Source organism: Curtobacterium sp. Curtsp57 (genome assembly GCF_047324335.1).
GTDB lineage: Bacteria > Actinomycetota > Actinomycetes > Actinomycetales > Microbacteriaceae > Curtobacterium.
In genome coordinates this window covers 1,060,658-1,081,071 of sequence record NZ_CP168511.1, presented here as the reverse complement: position 1 = coordinate 1,081,071, position 20,414 = coordinate 1,060,658, and the positions used below count along the sequence as shown (strand labels likewise).

17 protein-coding genes are annotated in these 20,414 nt (G+C 71.2%); 6 read left to right on the top strand and 11 right to left on the bottom strand.

All coding sequences use genetic code 11. From position 1 onward, the window contains the following. Nucleotides 1-78: 78 nt before the first annotated feature. Both ACEN9V_RS05070 and ACEN9V_RS05065 read right to left on the bottom strand, forming a co-directional pair. The gene (locus tag ACEN9V_RS05070) at nucleotides 79-1,548 is read right to left on the bottom strand and encodes a sensor histidine kinase (RefSeq protein WP_402729251.1); all 1,470 of its coding nucleotides are present in this window, start codon (nucleotides 1,546-1,548) and stop codon (nucleotides 79-81) included. Between the two features lie 20 nt (nucleotides 1,549-1,568). Continuing rightward, entirely contained in the window at nucleotides 1,569-2,246 is a 678-nt protein-coding gene (locus ACEN9V_RS05065; RefSeq protein WP_402729252.1) for a response regulator transcription factor, read from the bottom strand. Between the two features lie 194 nt (nucleotides 2,247-2,440). On the opposite strand from ACEN9V_RS05065, the gene ACEN9V_RS05060 reads away from it, so the two are divergent. Further along, a complete protein-coding gene (locus tag ACEN9V_RS05060) occupies nucleotides 2,441-2,749 on the top strand; it encodes a hypothetical protein (protein ID WP_281267398.1) in 309 nt (102 codons plus the stop codon). 145 nt (nucleotides 2,750-2,894) lie between these two features. Here ACEN9V_RS05060 and ACEN9V_RS05055 read toward each other — a convergent pair whose 3' ends face one another. Further along, nucleotides 2,895-3,974 (bottom strand): FUSC family protein, encoded by a 1,080-nt coding sequence (locus tag ACEN9V_RS05055; protein ID WP_281267399.1) that lies wholly within the window; start codon nucleotides 3,972-3,974, stop codon nucleotides 2,895-2,897. Between the two features lie 80 nt (nucleotides 3,975-4,054). On the opposite strand from ACEN9V_RS05055, the gene ACEN9V_RS05050 reads away from it, so the two are divergent. Together ACEN9V_RS05050 and ACEN9V_RS05045 are read left to right on the top strand one after the other, a co-directional pair. Continuing rightward, nucleotides 4,055-5,299 (top strand): aminoglycoside phosphotransferase family protein, encoded by a 1,245-nt coding sequence (locus ACEN9V_RS05050; protein WP_413602387.1) that lies wholly within the window; start codon nucleotides 4,055-4,057, stop codon nucleotides 5,297-5,299. 451 nt (nucleotides 5,300-5,750) lie between these two features. Continuing rightward, nucleotides 5,751-7,877 (top strand): DEAD/DEAH box helicase, encoded by a 2,127-nt coding sequence (locus ACEN9V_RS05045; protein ID WP_413602386.1) that lies wholly within the window; start codon nucleotides 5,751-5,753, stop codon nucleotides 7,875-7,877. A gap of 14 nt (nucleotides 7,878-7,891) precedes the next feature. Here the strand turns inward: ACEN9V_RS05045 and ACEN9V_RS05040 are convergent, their stop codons facing one another. Further along, nucleotides 7,892-8,164, bottom strand: coding sequence for a mycoredoxin (locus ACEN9V_RS05040; protein WP_123653932.1), 273 nt, complete (start codon nucleotides 8,162-8,164; stop codon nucleotides 7,892-7,894). 59 nt (nucleotides 8,165-8,223) lie between these two features. Here ACEN9V_RS05040 and ACEN9V_RS05035 point away from each other — a divergent pair, with 59 nt between their 5' ends. Next, nucleotides 8,224-9,753 (top strand): CYTH domain-containing protein, encoded by a 1,530-nt coding sequence (locus ACEN9V_RS05035; protein WP_413602385.1) that lies wholly within the window; start codon nucleotides 8,224-8,226, stop codon nucleotides 9,751-9,753. A 413-nt stretch (nucleotides 9,754-10,166) separates the two neighbouring features. On the opposite strand, the gene ACEN9V_RS05030 is transcribed toward ACEN9V_RS05035, so the two are convergent. After that, nucleotides 10,167-12,335, bottom strand: coding sequence for a S9 family peptidase (locus ACEN9V_RS05030; RefSeq protein ID WP_413602384.1), 2,169 nt, complete (start codon nucleotides 12,333-12,335; stop codon nucleotides 10,167-10,169). Between the two features lie 9 nt (nucleotides 12,336-12,344). Next, nucleotides 12,345-13,559: a Fic family protein gene (locus tag ACEN9V_RS05025; protein WP_413602383.1), complete on the bottom strand. Its 1,215-nt coding sequence runs from the start codon at nucleotides 13,557-13,559 to the stop codon at nucleotides 12,345-12,347. 111 nt (nucleotides 13,560-13,670) lie between these two features. Here ACEN9V_RS05025 and ACEN9V_RS05020 point away from each other — a divergent pair, with 111 nt between their 5' ends. Next, a complete protein-coding gene (locus ACEN9V_RS05020; RefSeq protein WP_413602382.1) occupies nucleotides 13,671-14,870 on the top strand; it encodes an amidohydrolase in 1,200 nt (399 codons plus the stop codon). Nucleotides 14,871-14,955: 85 nt separating this feature from the next. Here the strand turns inward: ACEN9V_RS05020 and ACEN9V_RS05015 are convergent, their stop codons facing one another. Then, entirely contained in the window at nucleotides 14,956-15,846 is an 891-nt protein-coding gene (locus tag ACEN9V_RS05015; RefSeq protein WP_413602381.1) for an aminodeoxychorismate lyase, read from the bottom strand. 19 nt (nucleotides 15,847-15,865) lie between these two features. Then, complete coding sequence (locus tag ACEN9V_RS05010) at nucleotides 15,866-16,147, bottom strand: tryptophan synthase subunit alpha (protein ID WP_413602380.1); 282 nt, start codon at nucleotides 16,145-16,147, stop codon at nucleotides 15,866-15,868. A 133-nt stretch (nucleotides 16,148-16,280) separates the two neighbouring features. Between ACEN9V_RS05010 and ACEN9V_RS05005 the strand changes: the two genes are divergently transcribed. Continuing rightward, a complete protein-coding gene (locus tag ACEN9V_RS05005; protein WP_281267408.1) occupies nucleotides 16,281-16,802 on the top strand; it encodes an 8-oxo-dGTP diphosphatase in 522 nt (173 codons plus the stop codon). Here ACEN9V_RS05005 and ACEN9V_RS05000 read toward each other — a convergent pair. From ACEN9V_RS05000 to ACEN9V_RS04990, 3 genes are all read right to left on the bottom strand, one after another. Continuing rightward, entirely contained in the window at nucleotides 16,799-17,077 is a 279-nt protein-coding gene (locus ACEN9V_RS05000; RefSeq protein WP_402729261.1) for a hypothetical protein, read from the bottom strand. The two genes, ACEN9V_RS05005 and ACEN9V_RS05000, sit on opposite strands and share 4 nt — an antisense overlap. Before the next feature lie 18 nt (nucleotides 17,078-17,095). Beyond that, on the bottom strand, nucleotides 17,096-18,586 hold the full coding sequence (locus ACEN9V_RS04995; RefSeq protein ID WP_413602379.1) for an ABC transporter permease: 1,491 nt from the start codon (nucleotides 18,584-18,586) through the stop codon (nucleotides 17,096-17,098). A gap of 90 nt (nucleotides 18,587-18,676) precedes the next feature. Beyond that, on the bottom strand, nucleotides 18,677-20,365 hold the full coding sequence (locus tag ACEN9V_RS04990; protein WP_413602378.1) for a cation:proton antiporter: 1,689 nt from the start codon (nucleotides 20,363-20,365) through the stop codon (nucleotides 18,677-18,679). Nucleotides 20,366-20,414 lie beyond the last annotated feature (49 nt).

Sequence of the window (20,414 nt, the reverse complement as noted above, 5' to 3'; positions counted from 1 at the left end):
CGCTGCCGCGGGCGCAGCGCTGCCGCGGGCGCAGCGCTGCCGCGGGCGCAGCGCTGCCGCGGGCGCGCGCCCGACTGGTCAGCGCACCTCGGGGACGCGGATGGTGACCTCGAGACCACCGGAACGGACGTTGCGGAGGGACGCAGTGCCTCCCGCCTGTTCCGCGATCGCGCGCACGATCGCGAGCCCGAGACCGGAGCCACCGGGCAGCGGGATGCCGCCGGTCGCCGGGTCCGGGTTCGGGCGGGACTTCCTGGCCTCGTCCGGCCGGGTGAAGCGGTCGAAGGCGACGGCGACGAACGACTCGGGGACCCCTGGCCCGTCGTCGGTGACCTGGAGCTCGCCGAAGCCCGGCGTGCTCCGCCACGTCACCAGGATGCCGCCGCCGCGGGGCAGCGCCGCGACCGCGTTGCCGGCGATGTTCGTCACGAGCTGCGCCATCGCGCCGGTGTCGAGCCGGTACCGGGGCTCCACCGTGCCGCCGCCGATACCGGGGCCGGAGCCGCCGACGGAGACCGGGGCCTCGAGGTCGAAGTCGACGGTGATGTCCTTGGTACCAGCGATCAGCCGGACGCGGTCGACGGCGGCCATCACCTCGTCGCCGAGGTCAGACCACGCGGTCAGCGTCTGGCGGTCCCCGTCCTCGGAACGACGCTCGGACTCCTCGATGCGCGACAGCGTCAAGAGGTCGTTCGCCAGTCGGGACAGCCGTGCGACGTTGTTCTTCGCCCGCTCGATGTGCTCGGCGAGCGCCCGGGCGTCGTCGGCGTCGAGCGAGGCGAGGTCGAGCTGGGTGGTGAGGATCGCGAGCGGTGTCCGGAGTTCGTGGCTGGCGTCGGAGACCATCTGGCGCTCGCGCTCGGTCGCCTGCCTGGTCCGCGCGAGGAACGCGTTCAGGGTCGTCGCGAGCGACGCCAGTTCGTCCTGCGCCGGGCCGACCGGCAGCTCCGCGCGCTCCGGGGCGACGGAGAGGCGCTCGGCCTCGCGGCGCATCCGGTTCACCGGGCGGAGAGCCGCCGTGGCGAGCGCCCACGACGCGACTCCGAACGCGACGAGGATCGCCAGGCCGGTGATCGACAGGGTGGTGGTGAGGTCGTCGACGACGATCGCCTCGGCCTGCGAGTTCCGCGCTGCGACGACGGTCCAGCGTCCGGCCTGGTTCACCGGGTGCTCGACGACGACGCGGTACTGGGACCCCGAGACGTCGATGACGCTCGTGCCCGCCTCGGTCGACGTCAGGCTGCCGAGGGCGCGCTCGACCCGCGTCGGCATCGTGGAGAGCACGATGTCGCCGGAGGGGGAGACGACGGCGACCAGCTGGGCGTTCCCTGGCGGGGAGAGATCAGGGTCGCTGTCGACCTCGAGCGTCGCCACGTACGGGTCGGCGTCGGCGTCGAGCAGCGTCCTGGTCGCGGAGGCGACCACGCTGACGACCTGGAAGCGCATGACCAGGACGAGCAACACGATGACGACCGCGGCGATCGCCGTCGAGCCGATCGTGATCCGCGACCGGAGCGAGAGCAGCCGGAGCGGCCTGACGAAGCGCATCGGTGCGACGGGCCTGCCCGTCAGGAACCGAGCAGGTCGAGCCGGTAGCCGCGGCCACGCACGGTGGAGATCGCGACCGTCGCCTCGTGCGACGTGAGCTTCTTCCTGAGGTACGAGATGTACTGCTCGACGACGTTCGGGTCGACGTGCTGCGACCCGTCCCAGACCTCTTCGAGGATCTTCGGACGGTCGACCACGGTGCCGACGGAACGGGCGAGCAGACGCAGGAGCGCGAACTCGGTCGGGCTGACGGCGACGCGCTGGCCCTGGATGGAGACGCGACGGGCCTCGGAGTCGATCGAGACGTCGCCGACCTCGATCGTCCGCGGTGCTCCGGTGGCCTCGCGCCGGCCGAGTGCTCGCAGTCGGGCGGTGAGCTCGGCGAAGGCGAACGGCTTCGTGAGGTAGTCGTCGGCACCGGCGTCGAGACCGAACACCCGGTCGTCGACGGCGTCGCGGGCGGTGACGAGCAGGATGCGGACGGGGTCCTCGCGTTCCCGGATCCGTCGAGCGAGCTCGAACCCGGACATGCCTGGCATCATCACGTCGACGACCGCGAGCTCGAATGCCTGCTCACCGAGCGCGATGAGCGCCTCGACACCGTTCTCGACCGCGGTGACGCGGTACCCCTCGGCAGCGAGACCGCGTTCCATGAGGGCGCGCATCTCGTCGTCGTCCTCGACCACCAACAACCGCATAGTGGACCTCCTGGGACCCATCGTGGCATCGAACCGGCGTTCACGGGAGGACCGACGGGCATCCCGACTGAATCTCGTCACAGTGAACACGGGGCGTGACCCACGATCGAGGGACGTGAGGACTGCTTGCGTCCTTGCTAGGCTCCCCGACCGGACGTCTGTACCCGACAGAACGTCCTGTCTCTGGGGGAGCCATGAACGACGAGCCGGACCACCCGGCCATCATCCGCCTGCGCACCGAGCTCGATGCCGCGTGGAAGGGGGTCGGGGCGCTGGGACAGATGGACGACGGTCGTCGTGAGCGCATCGTCGCCGAGCTGCGCGCCTCGGTGCCCGACGTCGCCAGTCGCGCGGCGCGCGAGGCCGGTCAGGAGGCGGTGTTCGCCGAGATCCGTCGGTTCGCGGACGCCGAGGTGGTGGTGTCCGATCCCTCGGTCCCGACGCGGACGATCTGGGGGCAGATCGTGCACACCGCGGCCGAGGCGGCGATCGCGGCACGCTGACGGTGGGGCGTTCCGCGCGTCGGAAGCTGAATCGCGCGTAGGAGGCCCGAATTTCCGACCTCCTACGCGCGAAACGACCTCCGACGCGCGAAGGCGCCCTACCCCGAAACGCCCCACCCCGAAACGCCCCCGCGCCCCCGACCGGTCAGTCGTCCTCGCCGAGGAGCTCCTCGCGGACGCGGCGGATGTCCTCGAGCAACGCCCCGATGAGGATCCAGTGCCGGGAGTTCGGCCGCACGACCTCGAGCGGCGCCGTCAGCGCGGGTTCCGCAGGGTCGTCGAACCCGTCGGCGGCGGACGCGGAAACCGACGACGAGGTCGCCGACGCCACGACGGCCGACTCGACCTGGGCGCCGAGCGCCCGGACGTCGGCACCGATCCTGGCGACCTCCGTGGCGATCCGCCCCACCATCGGGTCCGCACGGAGATCCGGCGCGGTGTTGTCCTGGATCGCGCGGGTCATCCCGGTCACGCGGGTGACGAGCACACGCAGGTGCTCGGTGACGACGACGTCGCGCTCGAGGATGGTGCGGTGCCGCCCACCGCGGGGGTTCATCGTGAGGGACTCCTGCGCGGAGGTCAGGGCCGCCTCGGCCTTGGCGTGCTGCTGTCGCAGGGATCGTGCACGGAGGAGGGCGTCGTGCCAACGGTCGCGGTCCCAGCCCTCGGTGAGTCCGATCGCCACCCGCTCGAACGCCACCGCGGTGTCGCGGGCGAGCCGGGCGACGGCCAGGTGGGCGGGGCCGAGCAGGACCGGCGGCACGATGACGGCGTTCACGACGAGCGCGACGGCGGCGCCGAGCACGGTCTCGAGGATCCGGTCGGCGGAGTAGTTCGGCGTGACGATCCCTGCGGTGAGCACGAGCATGCCGCTGATCGCGACCTGCGTGGCCGAGGTCGGGGTCAGGCGCAGGGCCCACGCGATGAGGATCGCGACCACGATGACGAGCAGCACGACCCACACGGAGTCACCGAGCGCGAAGTGCAGCCCGGTGGCGAGCAGCACCCCGAGCACGACACCGGCGCTCCGCTCGAGGCCCTTCACGAAGGACTGGTTGATGCTCGGCTGCACGACGAGGAGCGCCGCGATCGCCGCGAAGGTCGGGAACGGGCCGTTGATGACGACCTGGCACAGCAACACCGCCGCGACGACCGCGACCGCCGTCTTGACGACCTGCAGGAACGGCGTGCGACTCGAGCTGCGGAGGCGCGCGACGGGGTTCACGACGACCACGGTAGCCACGCGCACGACGCCGAGCCGTGCACGAACGCGACGAATCCGCGTCGACCCTGTTGACTGATGTCGTGTGGCCCAATCACGAGCGAGTCATCCCGGAGGCATTCGTCGGCTCCGGGACCACCGTCGTCGCCGCACGCGCCCACTCGGTGGAGCCATCCGGGAACGGGTACCTGTACGGCTACGAGGTCGACACGGTCGACCGGAACGGCCAGCGCGGGACCGTCCTGACGTACGTGGACACCGGTGGGACGCACGACCAGAACAGCGCGCTCGTCACGGATCCGTCGACGGGTGAACCGGTCTCGGTGTGGGCGTACCCGAACGACCCCGGTCTCCCCGTGCTGCCGCAGGTGACCTACCGCGACGCCGTCGCCGAGCTCCTGACCACGCTCGGGATGCCGGTGACCAACCCGACCCTGACGGTGGCGGCCTACCGTCCTGGCAAGCGTGCCGTGGTCCGGGTCGACGCGCCGGAGGGCACGCTCTTCCTCAAGGTCGTCCGGCCGCACCGCGTCGCGCCGATCGTGAAGACCCACGAGCAGTTCGTGGCGGCGGGGCTCCCGGTGCCACGCGTGCTCTCGAGTCGCGGTGACGGTCTGCTCGTGCTCGAGCGGATCCGCGGCGTGCCGGCGGGCAGCAGGATCCTCGACATCGCCGACGACCCGCGCTTCGTCGCGTCGCTCGCCGCGCTCACCGGACGCATCGCGACGGTGCCGATGACCCAGCAGGCCCGCGCCGACGCCATGGACCACGCGGACTGGCACCGGAGGACCCTGGTCTCGGCGCTGCCGCAGGACGCGCTGCAGATCGACGAGCTCTACGACGCGATCGGCCGCCGTTCGATCGGGTGGAACAACTCCGACAAGCAGGTCGTGCACGGCGACCTGCACCTCGAGCAGGTGTTCGTGGACGACGCCGAACCGTGGCGGATCTCCGGACTGCTCGACATCGACACGGCGGGGTGGGGCTACCCCGTCCGCGACATCGGCGCCGTGGTGGCGCACCTCGTCGTCACCGGGCTCTGGCACCGCTCCCGCGGCGACGCCGACCGCGGTGCCGCCGCTGAACGGCTCGCCGACGCGATCGCGCGCGACTGGGCGACCCGCAACCCCGCAGGGGCCGAGCGGCTGGGACCGGCCATCGGTGCCCAGCTGCTGGCCCACGCCGGAGGGCAGGCGACCACCGGCTCCGCGAACGGCATCGCCACCGCGGAACAGCTGCTGGCGGCGACACGTGCCGCGCTCGCGGAACCGGCCCCGGTCCTCCCGGCCCAGCCCACGGCCCGCCCGCGGTCCGCACCGCGCGTCTGAGACGCGCGTTTCGGCCACCGACGCGCGTTCCGTCCCGCGGTGGGCTGGGCGGGGCGGACGGGAGGCACGACTCGCGCGGGGTGCGCCGACTCGCCTCCGTCGGTGGTCCGGGAGTAAACTGAGCGCGCACGCACCGCGTGCCCGCGCGTCGGGTCGATTCCGGACACGACGAGTCGGTCACTTGACCGACGTGGGCACCGGATCCGCGACCGCCCTGGGACGACCCAGTCCTGCAGCGTCGCGTGCGTGCGACGGCGCCGGATCTCCGCGCAGACCGTCCCATCGACGAGGACTCCCACCCGGGTGTCCTCGACGGGAACGGTCGCACACACGTCGCGGGGATCGGCGGGCCACGGTGGCCCGTTGCCGGCATCGGTGCGACGGACGCACCGAGGAGACTTCCGCCCGCACGGGCGGCTCGCCCCGGTCTCGGGGTGGAACAGGAGGAGCCTTGGCTCGATCAGGCACGCGGCGTGCAGCCGGTGGGACGCGGACCGCGTCGCGCCGGACCCGGCCGCTCGACAACGACGGTGTCATCCCGGTGCTCGCCCGCGCCGTGCGCGAGGTCGAGGCGGCCGCGCAGCGCGGACCGTTGAAGGCGTCGAACCGCACGAAGTTCCAGGCGGTCGCGCTGCTCATGCGCGAGGAACGCGCCCGGGTGAAGGCGGACACGACCCTCACCGACGCGCAGCGCTCCGAGCAGATGAAGCGGCTCGACGGTGTCGCGCAGATCCTCGCGAAGACCGCAGCACGGGACACCAGTGTGATCCAGCTGCTCGCCGAAGAGGCATCGGTGTCGGAAGCGACGCGCACCGTGAAGCGGGACATGATGATCGCCGGTGGCGTCGAGATGCAGCCGGAGGACCTCGTCATCGCGGCGGAGCCCGCCCCCGTCGCGGTCGCGCAGGAACGCGCCGTCGTCCCGCAGGCGGTCGTGCAGCGCCAGCTCGCGAACCCGTTCCTGCCGCCGGACTTCGCCCTCGCCGACCAGCCCGTCGCGCACCCGCGTCGTCTGGCGAACTGGGAGCTGTTCGGCCCGCTGTTCAAGTCGTTCGAGTACGGCGCCGGCGGGGGAGCGGCGACGATGCCGCTCCCAGAGCCGCCGACGCAGCACTCCGCGTCGGGCACCACGCTCATGAAGCACCAGGCCGAGCTCATCGCCGCGGCCGCTGACGGGCACCGCACGTTCCTGCTCGCCGACGAGCCGGGTCTCGGCAAGACGGCGCAGTCGCTCCTCGCAGCCGACGCCGCGAACGCGTTCCCGCTCCTCGTCGTGGTGCCGAACGTCGTCAAGACCAACTGGGCACGCGAAGCCGAACGCTGGGTGCCGAACCGCCGCGCCACGGTGATCCACGGTGACGGCGACGACCTCGACGGGTTCGCGGACATCGTCATCGTGAACTACGAGATCCTCGACCGGCACGTCGGCTGGCTCGGCGCCTTCGGGTTCAAGGGCATGGTCGTCGACGAGGCGCACTTCATCAAGAACAAGGACTCGCAGCGGTCGAAGTTCGTGCTGCAGCTCGCCGAGAAGATCCGCTCCAGGACCTCGTCGCCGCTGCTCATGGCCCTGACGGGGACACCGCTCATCAACTCCGTCGAGGACTTCCGCACCATCTGGGAGTACCTCGGCTGGATCGACGACAAGAAGCCCCGCGCGAAGCTCATGAACGAGCTCGAGGAGATCGGGCTCACACCGGCCGACCCCGGCTTCTTCAGCGAGGCCCGTCGCGCCGTGATCGACATGGGCATCGTCCGACGCCGCAAGGTCGACGTCGCGGCGGACATCCCCGCCCGGCGCATCGCGGACATCCCGGTCGAGCTCGACGGCGAAGAGGGTCGATCGATCCGCGACGCCGAGCGCGAGCTCACCGCGAAGCTCGTCCGCCGGTACCACCAGGCGCTCGACGCCCGCACCGGTCAGGACCCGGTCGTCGGCATCGACCACAAGCTCGTGCGGCAGGTCGCCCGCTGGGAGCTCGAGGACCAGGACGCCTCGTCGACCGGCGAGAACGTGTTCTCGATGGTCCGGCGGATCGGCCGCGCGAAGGCGCAGCTGGCGGCGGACTACGCGGCGCAGCTGGCGTCGAACGTCGGCAAGGTCGTGTTCTTCGCGAAGCACCTCGACGTGATGGACCAGGCCGAAGAGGTCTTCGCACGCCGGGGCCTGCGGACCGCCACCGTCCGCGGCGACCAGACGCCGGCCCAGCGCACGGCGGAGATCGACTCCTTCGTGAACGACCCCGACGTCGCCGTCATCGTCTGCTCGCTCACCGCGGCGGGCGTGGGGCTCAACCTGCAGGTCGCGTCGAACGTCGTCCTCGCCGAGCTCTCGTGGACCTCTGCCGAACAGACCCAGGCGATCGACCGCGTGCACCGCATCGGGCAAGAGGAACCGGTCACCGCGTGGCGCATCATCGCGGCGCAGACGATCGACACCAAGATCGCTGACCTCATCGACAGCAAGGCGGGGCTGGCAGCGCGCGCGCTCGACGGCTCCGACGAAGAGGTCGTCGACTCCGGCGACATCCAGCTCGACGCGATGGCGGCGCTGCTGACCGAGGCGCTCGGCGGCTAGGGTGCGGCTCCCGCTCAGATGCGGGACTGCACCTCGGCCAGGGAGGGGTTCGTCGCGGTGCTGCCGTCGGGGAACACCAGCGTCGGCACGGTCTGGTTGCCGCCGTTCACCTCGGCGACGAGCTCGGCGGTGCCAGGGGTGGCCTCGATGTCGACCTCGCGGAACGGCACACCGGCCTTGGACATCTGGTTCTTCAGCCGTGCGCAGTAACCGCACCAGGTCGTGGTGAACATGGTGACCGCGCCGGCTTCGGGCACGAACGCGTCGCGGGTGATCGTCTCGCTCATGTCCACAGGCTAACCCGCGTGGTCCTCCGTACCCTGGACGGGCTGGTAGACAAGAGCGTGTGACGGACACGCACCTCGAGATCGAGCGCACGTACGACCTTCCAGACGGAGCCGAGCTCCCCGACCTCATCGGGGCAGGAGGGATCCTGCAGGTCGACCACCAGGACCCGTTCGAACTCGACGCCACGTACTGGGACACCGAGCGCTACGACCTCGTCGCCTCCCGCGTGACGGTCCGCCGTCGCACCGGGGGACCCGATGCCGGCTGGCACATCAAGCGCGCCGAGTCCGACACCGTCCGACACGAGCAGCACTTCCCCCTCACCGACGACGCCGACACCGTTCCCGAAGCCGTCCTCGCCGCGCTCTTCACCGAGCGCCGGGGCCGCGGACTGCACCCGGTCGTGCGCATCACCACCACCCGGACCGTCACCCGCCTCCTCGACGAGGACGGTGACCAGGTCGCCGAACTCGCTGACGACCGCGTCAGCGCCCAGCGCCTCGACGCGGACGCCCCCGCGGACCCGCGCACCTGGCGCGAGGTCGAGGTGGAGACCGTCGAGGGCGTCGACCCGCAGATCGCCCACGAGTTCCTCGGTTCGCTCGACGGCCGCTTCGCCGCCGTCGGAGCCGGCCCCGCCGCCGTCGCGTCCAAGCTGGCGCGTGGGCTGGCAGGTGCACCGGCACCGCGCCTCCAGTCCGCGGACAAGCCCGAGAAGGGCACGACCGCACGGATCCTCACCAAGCGACTCCGCAAGCTGCGTTCCGCACTGCTCAGCCAGGAGGCCCGGCTCCGCTCCGGCGACACGGCCGACCTCCGCCACGCCGCCGGGACGGCACTCGAGATCGCCGCGATCCTGGAGACGTACCGGTCGGCGTTCGCGACGGGCGACGCGGGTGACCGCGCCGCCTCGGCAGCAGACGGTCTGGCGAACGTCACGGCGCGTGCGGCGCTCGCGGAGTACCTCATCGACCGGCTGCCCAGGGCGTCGACGCCGGCGCAGGACGACCTCGTCGACGCGATGACGCGCGAGCGGATCCTCGCGTCGACGCGGGAGCGGCGCGACCACGCGGTGCGCGACGTCGTGGCGTTCCTGCACGGTGAGCCGTTCCTCGAGCTCCTCGACGCCCTCGACGACGCCGTGGAGCGTCCGGCACCGACGCCGTGGGCGCTCCGCTCCCCGAAGCACGTCGCGCAGGACGTCACTGCCGTCGTGAAGCCCGAGGTCCGAGAGCTCGTGCGTGCGGCGGTCGCCGACGACGAGTCCGAGACCGCCGCCGAGCGTGAAGCAGCCGACCGTGCGACGACCGAGCGGGCGTGGCAGGGCACGATGCGCGCCCGGATGGCGATGGACGTGCTCGGGGACGACGCGTTCCCGCACGCACTCTGGAAGCGCATCGGCACCGCGGCGGACGTCCTCACCGAGCGCGTGCGGTCACTGCACGCCCTGGACGCGCTGCGTACGAACGCCGGCATCGCCGAGCGCGGTGGCGAGGGGACGTTCGGGTACGGCGTGCTCGCGGGGGACCGGGTCCGCCTGGCCGAGGAGTCCTACGACGAGGCGGTGCACGCGCTCAACCGCGTGTGAGCGCGGGCGCCGCCGCGGGCGTCGCTCGCCACCGGTGCGGTGCGGTGCGGTGCGGTGCGGTCGGCTGACGCGCCCTCCGCGGGATCGATTGCGCAGCAATGCCGTCCTGGGGCGCCTGCGCGTCGCCGTTTCTGCGCGCTCGTTGGCTCGCCGTGCTGTAACCGACCGGCGGGCGGACAGTCCTTCGGCGCGACCGAGTGCGCAGCAATGCCGTCCTGGGGCGCCTGCGCGTCGCCGTTTCTGCGCACTCGTTCGCTCGCCGTGCTGTGACCGACCGACCGGCGGGCGGACGGGCCCCCTGCGCGATCGAGTGCGCAGCAATGCCGTCCTGGGGCGCCTGCGCGTCGCCGTTTCTGCGCGCTCGTTCGCTTGCCGTGCTGCGACCGACCGGCGGCAGGCCGGTCGACCGGACGTCAGGACGCGATCGGTGCTGCGGTCGCTGCGGCGGGCGAGACCTCGGCGAGACCGAGCGTGTCGAGGAGCCACGCGAGCTCGAACGCGCGCTCCTTCCACGACGCGTACCGCCCGCTCACCCCGCCGTGGCCCGCCGCCATCTCGGTCTTGAGGAGCACCGGAGCACCGACCTCCCGCAGCTTGGCCGTCCACTTCGCCGGCTCGACGTAGAGCACCCGGGTGTCGTTGATCGACGTCACCGCGAGGATCGCCGGGTACTGCACGTCGTCGCGGACGTTCTCGTACGGGGTGTACTCGCTCATGTAGCGGTAGACCTCGGCATCGTGCAGCGGATCGCCCCACTCGTCCCACTCGATGACGGTGAGCGGCAGGTCGGGGTCGAGGATGCTCGTCAGGGCGTCGACGAACGGCACCGCGGCGAGGATGCCGGCGAAGCGATCGGGGGCGATGTTCGCGACGGCGCCCATCAGGAGCCCGCCCGCGCTGCCGCCCTCGGCGACGAGCTGTCCCGCCGTGGTGCGACCGGTCTCGATGAGGTGGTCGGCGACCGCGACGAAGTCCGTGAAGGTGTTCTTCTTCGTGAGGGTCTTGCCGTTCTCGTACCAGTGACGTCCCATCTCGCCACCACCGCGCACGTGCGCCACCGCGAACACGACGCCCCGGTCGAGCATCGACAGTCGCATCACGCTGAACCCGGGGTCGATGGAGTGCTCGTACGAGCCGTACCCGTAGAGGTGCAGCGGGCTCGGCGTGCCCGTGTCGACGGCGTCACGACGCCACACGAGGGAGATCGGCACCCGTGTGCCGTCGGCAGCCGTTGCCCAGTCGCGCTCTTGCACGTAGTCGGCGGGGTCGTAGCCGCCGAGGACCGGCTGGCGCTTCAGCACCGTCACCTGCCCGGTCGCGAGGTCGAGGTCGCTCACCTCTGACGGGGTGACGAACGACGTGAACCCGATGCGGAGCGTCGGCTGGTCCCATTCCGGGTTGCCGCCGAGGCCGGCGGAGAAGAGCGCCTCGTCGAAGGGGACCTCGTGCGCATCGCCGAACCCGTCGCCCTCGATCGGGATGATCGCGACACGGGGCAGCGCTTCGGCACGGTACTCGAGCGCGAGGTGCCCGGCGAAGGCGTCGACGGACTCGATGCGGCGTTCAGCATGGTGCGCCACGACGACACGGCGGTCGGTGTCGGAGGTGGGGTCGTCGGCGGGGACGTCCACGAGCTCGAAGTTCTCGGCGCCGTCGTTGTGCAGGACGAGGAGCCGGTCGCTGCCGCCGACGATGGCGTGCTCGATCTCGTACTCCACGCCGTCCCGACGCGGCCACACCACGTGGAAGTCGCCAGTCGGGTCGGCCGCGTCGAGGATCCAGGCTTCCGAGGTGATCTTCGACCCGAGCTCGATGACGATGTACTGCGAGGACCGGGCGACCCCGACGCCCACCCAGTACCGGTCGTCCGGCTCTTCGAAGACGACGACGTCGTCCGTCGCGGCGGTGCCGACGGTGTGGCGCCAGATCCGGTCGGGACGCCAGGAATCGTCCACCGTGGGGTAGAAGACGTAGCGGCCGGACGGGTCGAACGTCGCACCGGACCCGGTGTTCTCGACGACGTCGTCGAGGTCCTGCCCGGTCGTCAGGTCCCGCACGTGCAGGGTGTAGCGCTCGTCGCCCTCGACGTCGACGCCGTACACCAGCCGGGTGCCGTCGTCGGAGATGTCGTACGAGCCGAGCGAGAAGAAGTCGTGGCCGTCGGCGAGGACGTTGCCGTCGAGGACGACCTCTTCCCCGGGGAGGGCACCGGCGCCACCGTCGAGTGACGGCGGCGTCCAGTCGTCCGGATCGCTGATCGGCGCCCGGCACTGCACGCCGTACTGGCTGCCCTCGCTGGTGCGGGTGAAGTACCACCACCCGCCCATGCGCACCGGCACCGAGAGGTCGGTCTCCTGCACACGGCCCTTGACCTCACCGAAGATCCGGTCGCGCAGCGGGGCCAGGTGGTCCGTCGCGGCCGCGGTGTAGGCGTTCTCGGCTTCGAGGTACGCGACGGTGTCCGGGGACTCCTTGTCACGCAGCCACTCGTAGTCGTCGACGAAGTCGATGCCGTGGTGCGACCGGGTGACCGGGCGCTTGTCGGCGGTGGGCGGGGTGGTCGCTCCGTGCTCGCTGCTCACCGCACCAGCCTAGGCCGCAGCGACGTCGAGACGCCTGCGCAGGCGGTCCATGTCGACGGTGGATCGAACGCGCTCGGCGAACGCGTCGACCTCCGTCGCGACGTCCAGCACGAGCCAGGCCCGTCGGCGGCGGCGGGACGTCACGGATCGGATGATGCCGGCGCGGTCGAGCGCGACCGCCAGGTCGTCCGGCGACCTGCCCGACTCCGCTGCGAGGGCGGTCAGGTCGTCCTCGGTCATGACGGGGTCGTGGAACAGCGCGCCGACGTCCCACGGCAGACGCCGTGCCGCATCCGCAGCGTGCTCGTCGAGCACCAGCGCCGTGAGTGCCGCTTCGTCGCAGGCGGTCCCGATCGCGATCGCCAGGTCGGCGACGAAGTCGTGGACGGACCCGAACCGGTAGCGCACCAGGTGGTCGAAGTACCGGGAACGGTCGGCGACGAGCGCGGTCGCGATCGGCACGGTCGTCCTGCTGACACCCCGGCGTCGCAGGACCGCGCCGATCAGCGCCCGCCCGATGCGACCGTTGCCGTCGGTGAACGGGTGGATCGACTCGAACTGGGCGTGGGCGATCGCGGCCTGGGCGACGGGGTGCAGGTCGTCGCGGGCGAGGAACACCAGGAGGTCCGCCATCGCCTCCGGGACCAGGTCCGGTGGTGGCGGGACGTACGTCGCGAGCCGCGGGCTGCTGCCACCGCCGATCCAGTTCTGGACGGTCCGGTACCGACCGGCGTCGCGTCCGTCCAGGGGGTCGTCCCGCATCAGGTCGAGGTGCGCGGCACGGACGGCGTCCGCCGTGATCGTGCCGGACGCCGCGTCCGTGACGAGGCGGTCCAGCGCCCTGGTCGCGGCCACCATCACCGTCGCGCTGTCGTTCGCACGGACACCGACGACGGCGCGGGCGTAGTCGTCGAGGCCGGCGTGCTCGTCCTCGATGCGGGAGGACGCCACTGCCTCGGTCCGGGCGAGGACACCGCCGAGTGCGCCGATCCGCGTCCCGTGCTCGCGATCGAGCCGTCGGAGCGCGGCGACCGCCCGGTCCAGCAGCGCGTCGTCGCCGGGTGCCGCACGGTACCGGGCGGTCGCGATGCGTGGCGGGATCCACGTGGTCACCGCGGTGCAGAGCCGGTCGGCGCGCGGTCCACGCACCCCGCTCCGCCACGGCCGCTCGGCTCGCTCGTGGCGCGGCCAGTCGGTGATCCGTGTCGTCGTGTCCTGGTGCACAGCGGCCTCCGTCCGTCCCGACGACGGTAGACACGGTCGGCCGGCGAGCGCCAGGAACCGGTATGTCGTACGTCGCCGGTCGTGTCGGCGGCGACGGCTACCGTGGACCGCATGACCAACTCCTTCGCCATCACCGGTGCCCACGTCGTCCCCGTCACGGCGGACGAGTTCGACGGGGGAGCGGTCGTCGTCGAGGACGGGCGCATCACGGCACTCGGTCCCGACGTCACACCCCCACCGGGGATGCCCGTCGTCGACGCTGCTGGTGCATGGCTCGTCCCGGGGTTCGTCGAGGCGCACGGCCACGTCGGCATCCACGAAGAGGCGAACGGCCCGGCCGGCAACGACACGAACGAGCTGACCGGGCCGAACATGGCAGCGGTCCGCGCGATCGACGCCGTCGACATCGACGACGAGGGCTTCCGCGACGCCCTGTCCGGCGGCATCACCTCGATCGTCGTCAAGCCCGGCTCCGGCAACCCGATCGGTGGTCAGTCCGTCGCGATCAAGACCTGGGGCGGCCGGACCATCGACGAACAGCTCATCTCCGACGCCGTGAGCGTGAAGAGCGCCCTCGGCGAGAACCCGAAGCGCGTGTACGGCGACAAGGGACAGACCCCGTCCACCCGACTCGGCGTCGCCAAGGTGATCAGGGAGGCGTTCGTCGCGGCCCAGGACTACCGCGCCGCCCGTGACGCCGCCGCTGCGAAGGACGAGCCCTTCACGCGCGACCTCACCAAGGAGACCCTCGTCCGCGTGCTCGACGGCGAGCTCGCCTGGGATCAGCACACCCACCGCCACGACGACATCGCGACCGCCGTCCGACTCGCCGAGGAGTTCGGGTACCGGCTCGTCGTCAACCACGGCACCGAGGCGCACAAGATCGCCGACGTCCTCGCCGAGAAGGACATCCCGGTCATCTACGGACCGCTCTTCACGAGCCGGTCCAAGGTCGAGCTCCGCGACCGCGGCATCCCGCACCTGGCCGCGCTCGCCGCGGCGGGCGTCCGGGTCGCGATCACGACCGACGCCCCCGTCGTGCCGATCGCCATGCTCGTCACGCAGGCGACGATGGCCGTCCGGGACGGACTCCCACGCCAGACGGCACTCGAAGCGCTCACCACGAACCCGGCGACGTTCCTCGGTTTCGGCGACCGCGTCGGGCGGATCGAGCCCGGCTACGACGCCGACCTCGTGCTCTGGTCAGGCGACCCGCTCGACGCGACGAGCCGCGCAACGCGCGTCTGGATCGAGGGCCGCCAGGTCTTCGAGTGGGCGGACGGCGTCGGCGTCACCTCGCCACGCTGGTAGCGCTCTGGTCGGACGGGAGGCCCGGATCGCGACGTGCGCGCACGTCGCGATCCGGGCCTCCCGTCCGACCGCCGGCGGTGCGGCGTCAGGACTCGCGCGACAGCAGGAAGTCGTTGATGCGGGTCGTGAGCTCGGCGTCCACGGGGACCTCGTCGCCGTTCACCAGCCGGATCGGCGCCGCCTGCCGGACGCTCGACACGAGCCAGAGCGCATCGGCCGCGCGCAGGTCGTCCATGGTGACCAGCTCGTAGGCGGTCTCGATCCCGGCCTCGTCGGCGAAGCGGAACACGTCCGCCTGCGTCGTGCCGGCGAGGATCCCGATGTCCGTGCGCGGTGTGACGAGTCGACCACCCACGGACATGATCAGGTTCGCGCGCGTGCCCTCGAGCACGTAGCCGTCCGTCGACACGAACAGCGCGTCGTCGGCCCCGCGGCGCGCGGCCTCGCGGAGCGCGGCCATGTTCACCGCGTAGGACAGCGTCTTCGCGCCCTGTAGCAGCCACGGCGACGTGCGTTCCACGTCGTGGCGGTACCCGCGGTCGAGCGTGACGACCGCGATGCCCTCGGTCCGGTCGGCGGTCGAGTCCGGCGACGCCGCGGCGTACACCCACCCGGTCGGACGCCCTGACCCCTCGACGCCGCGGGTGAGGACGGTCTTCGCGAACGCCTCGTGCACGGGGTCGAGCTCCGCGCACACGGCCTCGATCGCGCGGCGCCACGCATCGAGGTCCGGAAGCGGCAGGTCGAGCATGCGGGCGGACCGCTCGAAGCGGGCGAGGTGCGGCTCGAGGGCCTGCGGGCGACCGTCCACGACGGTGATCGTCTCGAAGACGCCGTCGCCCCGGATGATGCCGAGGTCCTGCACCTGGACGTGCTCCTCGAGCGGGGCCGCGAACGTGAAGGCGTCGGCGGACGGATCGTGCGGCGCGGCGTCGCGGGAGGGCTGGTTGAGGACGGCGAGCACGGTGTCGGTCATGCAGCCATCCAACCCCACGTCAGCGCTGCTCCGGTAGGGCGCCCATCAGCTTCCAGACCGCCTCGGTCAGTTCGGGGTGCTGCAGCGCGATGCGACGCAGGCGGTGGTACTCCTCACCGAGCTGGGTGCCGTGGCCGGACGCCGGGTGCATCGACCACTGTGCACTCCGCTGCCCGATCGCGGCGTCGAGTTCGAGGGCCTCTTCGCGGAGGATGAGCACGACCTGCTCGTCGACGGTGGGGAGCATCGGCATGAACTCCCACGGGTCGTCGCCCTGCCGCGAGCGGTGCTCGACGATCATCGAGATCTCTTCCGCCGCCTCGGCACGCAGCACTTCAAGGCTGCGCCCGAATCTCCGGTGCTCAGCCATGGTGCCCCCGCAGCACACCTGCCATGGAACGAGCGTACGCCAGATCATCGGCCACACTGGACACGTGACCGAGCGCGACGAGACGAAGAACCAGCACCCCCGCGTCGTCGTCGTGTACCTGCTCCGGGACGACGGTCCCGGGCCGTCGGTGCTGCTCGGCGAGAAGCGCCGCGGGCTCGGGAGCGGCCGCGTGGTCGGCCCCGGTGGCAAGCGTGAGCCCGGGGAGACGGCGGTCGAGACCGCCGTCCGCGAGGTCGCCGAGGAGGTCGGCCTGCGGCTCGACCCGGCCGACCTGGAGGCTCGTGGCACGTTGGACTACCGGTTCCCGTTCCGGCCGTCCTGGTCCCAGGTCTCCGACGTGTTCGTCTGTCGGGTCTGGTCCGGCACGCCGGTCGCGAGCGACGAGCTCGAACCGCGGTGGATCCCGCTCGACGACGTTCCCTACGACGCGATGTGGGACGACGCGAAGTACTGGCTCCCCGAGGTGCTGCGTGGTGGCACCGTCGCGGCGCGGTTCACGTTCGCCGAGGACAACGCCACGGTCGCCGGGTTCACCGGGGTCGGCGTCGACGCGCCGAACGCCTAGCGCTGCGTGCGGGTGCTGCCGGTCCTGGCTTCCTCGGCCGCGGCCATCACGTCGGCGTCACCGCTGCGGCCGCCGAGCGGACGGACGAAGAAGTCGATGATCCCGAACACGATCGCGCCGACCATCGAGAACATCGCCCAGCCGACGAAGAGCCCTGCGGTGTTCCGGCCGTCCGCTGGCGCGAGGATGACGCTCGCTGCGTAGAACACCACGGTCAGCGCCAGGAAGACGATGACGAGCGTGATGAGGAGACGGTGCCAGGCGCTACGGGTCATGATGCCTCAGGATACCGCTCAGCGCGCGGCGTGCCGGCTGTGCTGCTTCTCCCCGGACCGCTCGTGCTGCGCGGCATCGGCGGTCGGCCGGACGACGGGGATGCTCCTCGTCGTCAGTGGCTCGTTCTCGAGACCGTCGCGGCCACCCGTGAAGACGTCCCCTGTAGCGCGTTCGTCCTCCCAGAACTCGTCGTCGCGGAGGACCTTGAGGGTCCCCGTCTCGGTCGAGGTCAGCCCGTGGCGCTCGAGCTCCACGTCGCGCTGCTTGCCGAGGAACTCGCGGTTGGCGGTCTGGGCGTCCATGAACATCGTCGTACGCCCGGTGACGATCGCGCGGATGCGGCGGTGCTCCCACCACTTCTTGCCGAAGTACATGAGCACGAGGCCGGCCGCTGCGTAGCAGCCCATCGTGATGAGCCCACGCGCCGGACCCGGGCCGACGCCGTAGATCTGGTGCTTGATCATGTCGACCATGCTGGAGCCGACCACCACGTGGTTGAGCCAGGCGAAGGGCTCCGGCATGAACCACTTCGGATAGGCGCCACCGGATGACGGCATCGACAGGAAGACGAAGCAGATCATCGCGGGGGCGGCGATGAACCGGCCGACGAAGTAGCTCAGGCCGTTCACCGCGAGGCCGATCGCCACGATCCAGCCCCACGCGATGAGCACGAGTTCGATCCAGTGGCCGTGGATGGCGCCGACGACGGGCCCGGCGAGCGTGTTCGTGATGAGCGAGATGACGAGCCCGCCGATGACGATGACGGCCATCCTGGTGCGGTGGCGCAGCGGGCCGCCCATGATGCCGATGAACATCGACACCATGTAGCCGCCGATGCACCACGCGAGCATGACGTACATCGCGACGGTGCCGTACTCGTCGTACGCGGGGAGCGCGGCGAGCTCGGTGACCTTCGGTGTCGCCACCCCGGTCGCCGTCAGCACGGCCGACAACGTCGCGGGGACGAGGCTCGCGACCTGGAACTGGTGCGCGCTCGCCTTGAAGAACTCGTTCGTCGCGGGGTCGTACGCCACGGCCATCGATCCGGCGATCACGTCCCGCTTGGCGGCGACGAGGGAGTCGTACGTGTGGGAGACGTACTCGCCCGGCAGCGCCTTCTGCACCGCGGCGACGAAGCCGGGGTCGCTGCCGACGAGGGCGATCGGCACGTCGTGCGGGTGCGGCGCGTGGAACGCGAAGACGTAGCAGAGGCAGAAGCCGACGATGAAGAACAGCGGCATCCAGAGCTGCAGGCCGATGAGCTGGAGCGACGGGTGCAGCGTGCCGTACCAGCGGCGGTACGCGCTGATCTTCTGCGGTGCCGGGACGGGCGCCTGACGACGCTGCTTCGGACGCGAGGACCCGGCGACCTTCGAACCCCGACGCGGCTTGGTGCCTCGGGCGGAGGGGCGGGTGGTCCGCTGCTTCGGAACGGACTTCTGCTGCGCCCCACCGGAACGGTCCGGGGTGTCGGTGTTCTTCGGGACGTCGTTCCGCGGCGTGCTCACTCGGCGCTGTGCTCCTGGTTCTCGTGTCGGGTCCGGCCAGGATACGCCGCACGGCTGACCGCGTCCCGGGCAGACCGACCTCCAGGCCGCCTACGAGCGGCTGCGGGACGCCTGGGCCGAGTCCATCGCGAGCTCCTCCGCATCGAGCGTCACGAGCACCCGGCGCATCACCTCTTCGTCGAGGTTGCCGCGCTCGCGTTCCTCGAGCACGATCTCGCGACGGCGGTCGAGCAGCTCGCGGCGGATGTCCTGGATCTGCGCGCCGCTGAGCCGGACCGGTGCGTTCCGTTCCTCGGACTCCTCTTCCTCGGCGTCGCGTCGGAAGGTCTCCGCCTGACGCTCGAGACGGGCCTTGAGCCGGGAGACGACGGCCTCCACCGCGTCGGTGCCGAACTGCGCCGACCACTCGGGCTTCCGGTCGTCCAGGAGCTGGATCGCCGCCTCGGTCGTGCGCTGGTTGAGCCGCATCTCGCTGCGGATGTCCTCCTCGCCCTCCGCCGGGTCCTGCACCTTGAGCCGTCGGATCACGAACGGCAGCGACAGCCCCTGCAACAGGAGTGTCCCGACCGTCACGAAGAACGCGATCACGAAGATGGTGTCCTGTGCCTTGATGTCGACCGGGTTCGCGACGACGGAGACCGCGGCGGCGAGCGTGACCACGCCGCGCATGCCGGTCCACGAGATGACGGTGAGCTCACGCCAGTTCAGCTTCGGCTCGGCGGAACCGCGCAACCACCGCAACGAGGGATGTCCGCGGGACAGCCGGATCCGCAGCGGTCGAAGCCACCGGCCGTTGAAGCGGTTCCGGACGTAGGACTCGAAGACGAAGAGCGGTCTGACGACGATCACGACGGCGAGGACCACGGCGGCCGCGGTGATCGTCTGCCCGAGACTCCGCTCGCTCTTGATGAGGTCCTGCACGACCGTGTTGAGCTGCAGCCCGATGAGCGCGAACACGAAGCCCTCGAGGATGACGTCGATGCTCGTCCACAGCGGACGCTCCTGCAGCCGGGTGGCGTACCCCTCCTTCGGCGAGTTGTACCCGATGTACAGGCCGGCGGTGACGACCGCGATGACGCCGGACCCGGAGAGGTCCTCGGCCAGGATGTACGCGACGAACGGCAGCAGGATGCTCATGATCGTCTCGACCACCGGGTCGTTGATGCGCTGCCGGATCCAATGCACGAGCACGCCGAGGACCCCACCGACGGCGAGTCCCACGCCGATGGCGAGCCCGAAGATGCCGAGGTCCTGCCAGATGGTGAGCGACGTCCCCGCGGCGATGAGGGTGAACACCCGCACCAGGGTCAGCGAGGCAGCGTCGTTGATGAGGCTCTCGCCGGACAGCACCGTCATGACGCGACGGGGGAGTCCGAGCTTCCGGCCGATCGCCGCCGCGGACACCGCGTCCGGCGGCGCCACGATCGCCCCGAGCAGGATCGCCGCCGGCCAGTCCATGTCCGGGATGACGATGTACGCGGCCAGGCCGACGGCGAGGGCGGTGACGATGACCAGGAAGATGCCGAGACGACGGATCTGCTTGATCGACGTCCGGAAGCTCTGCCACGAGACGTCGAGCGCCGCCGAGTAGAGCAGCGGCGGCAGGATCAGCGTGAGGATGACCTCGGAGTCGATCTCGATCGGGGGCAGCCCCGGCAGGAACGACGCCGCGAGCGCCACCGCTGTGACGAGGAGCGGAGCGGGGAGCCCCTTCGCCCGTGCGAAGCCGGTCACCGCGAGCGATCCGACCAGCAGGATGAGGAGCTCGACGGTGTCCATGGACCCATTCTCCCATCGGAATGCCTCCGAACCTGAACGAGTCTGCAGT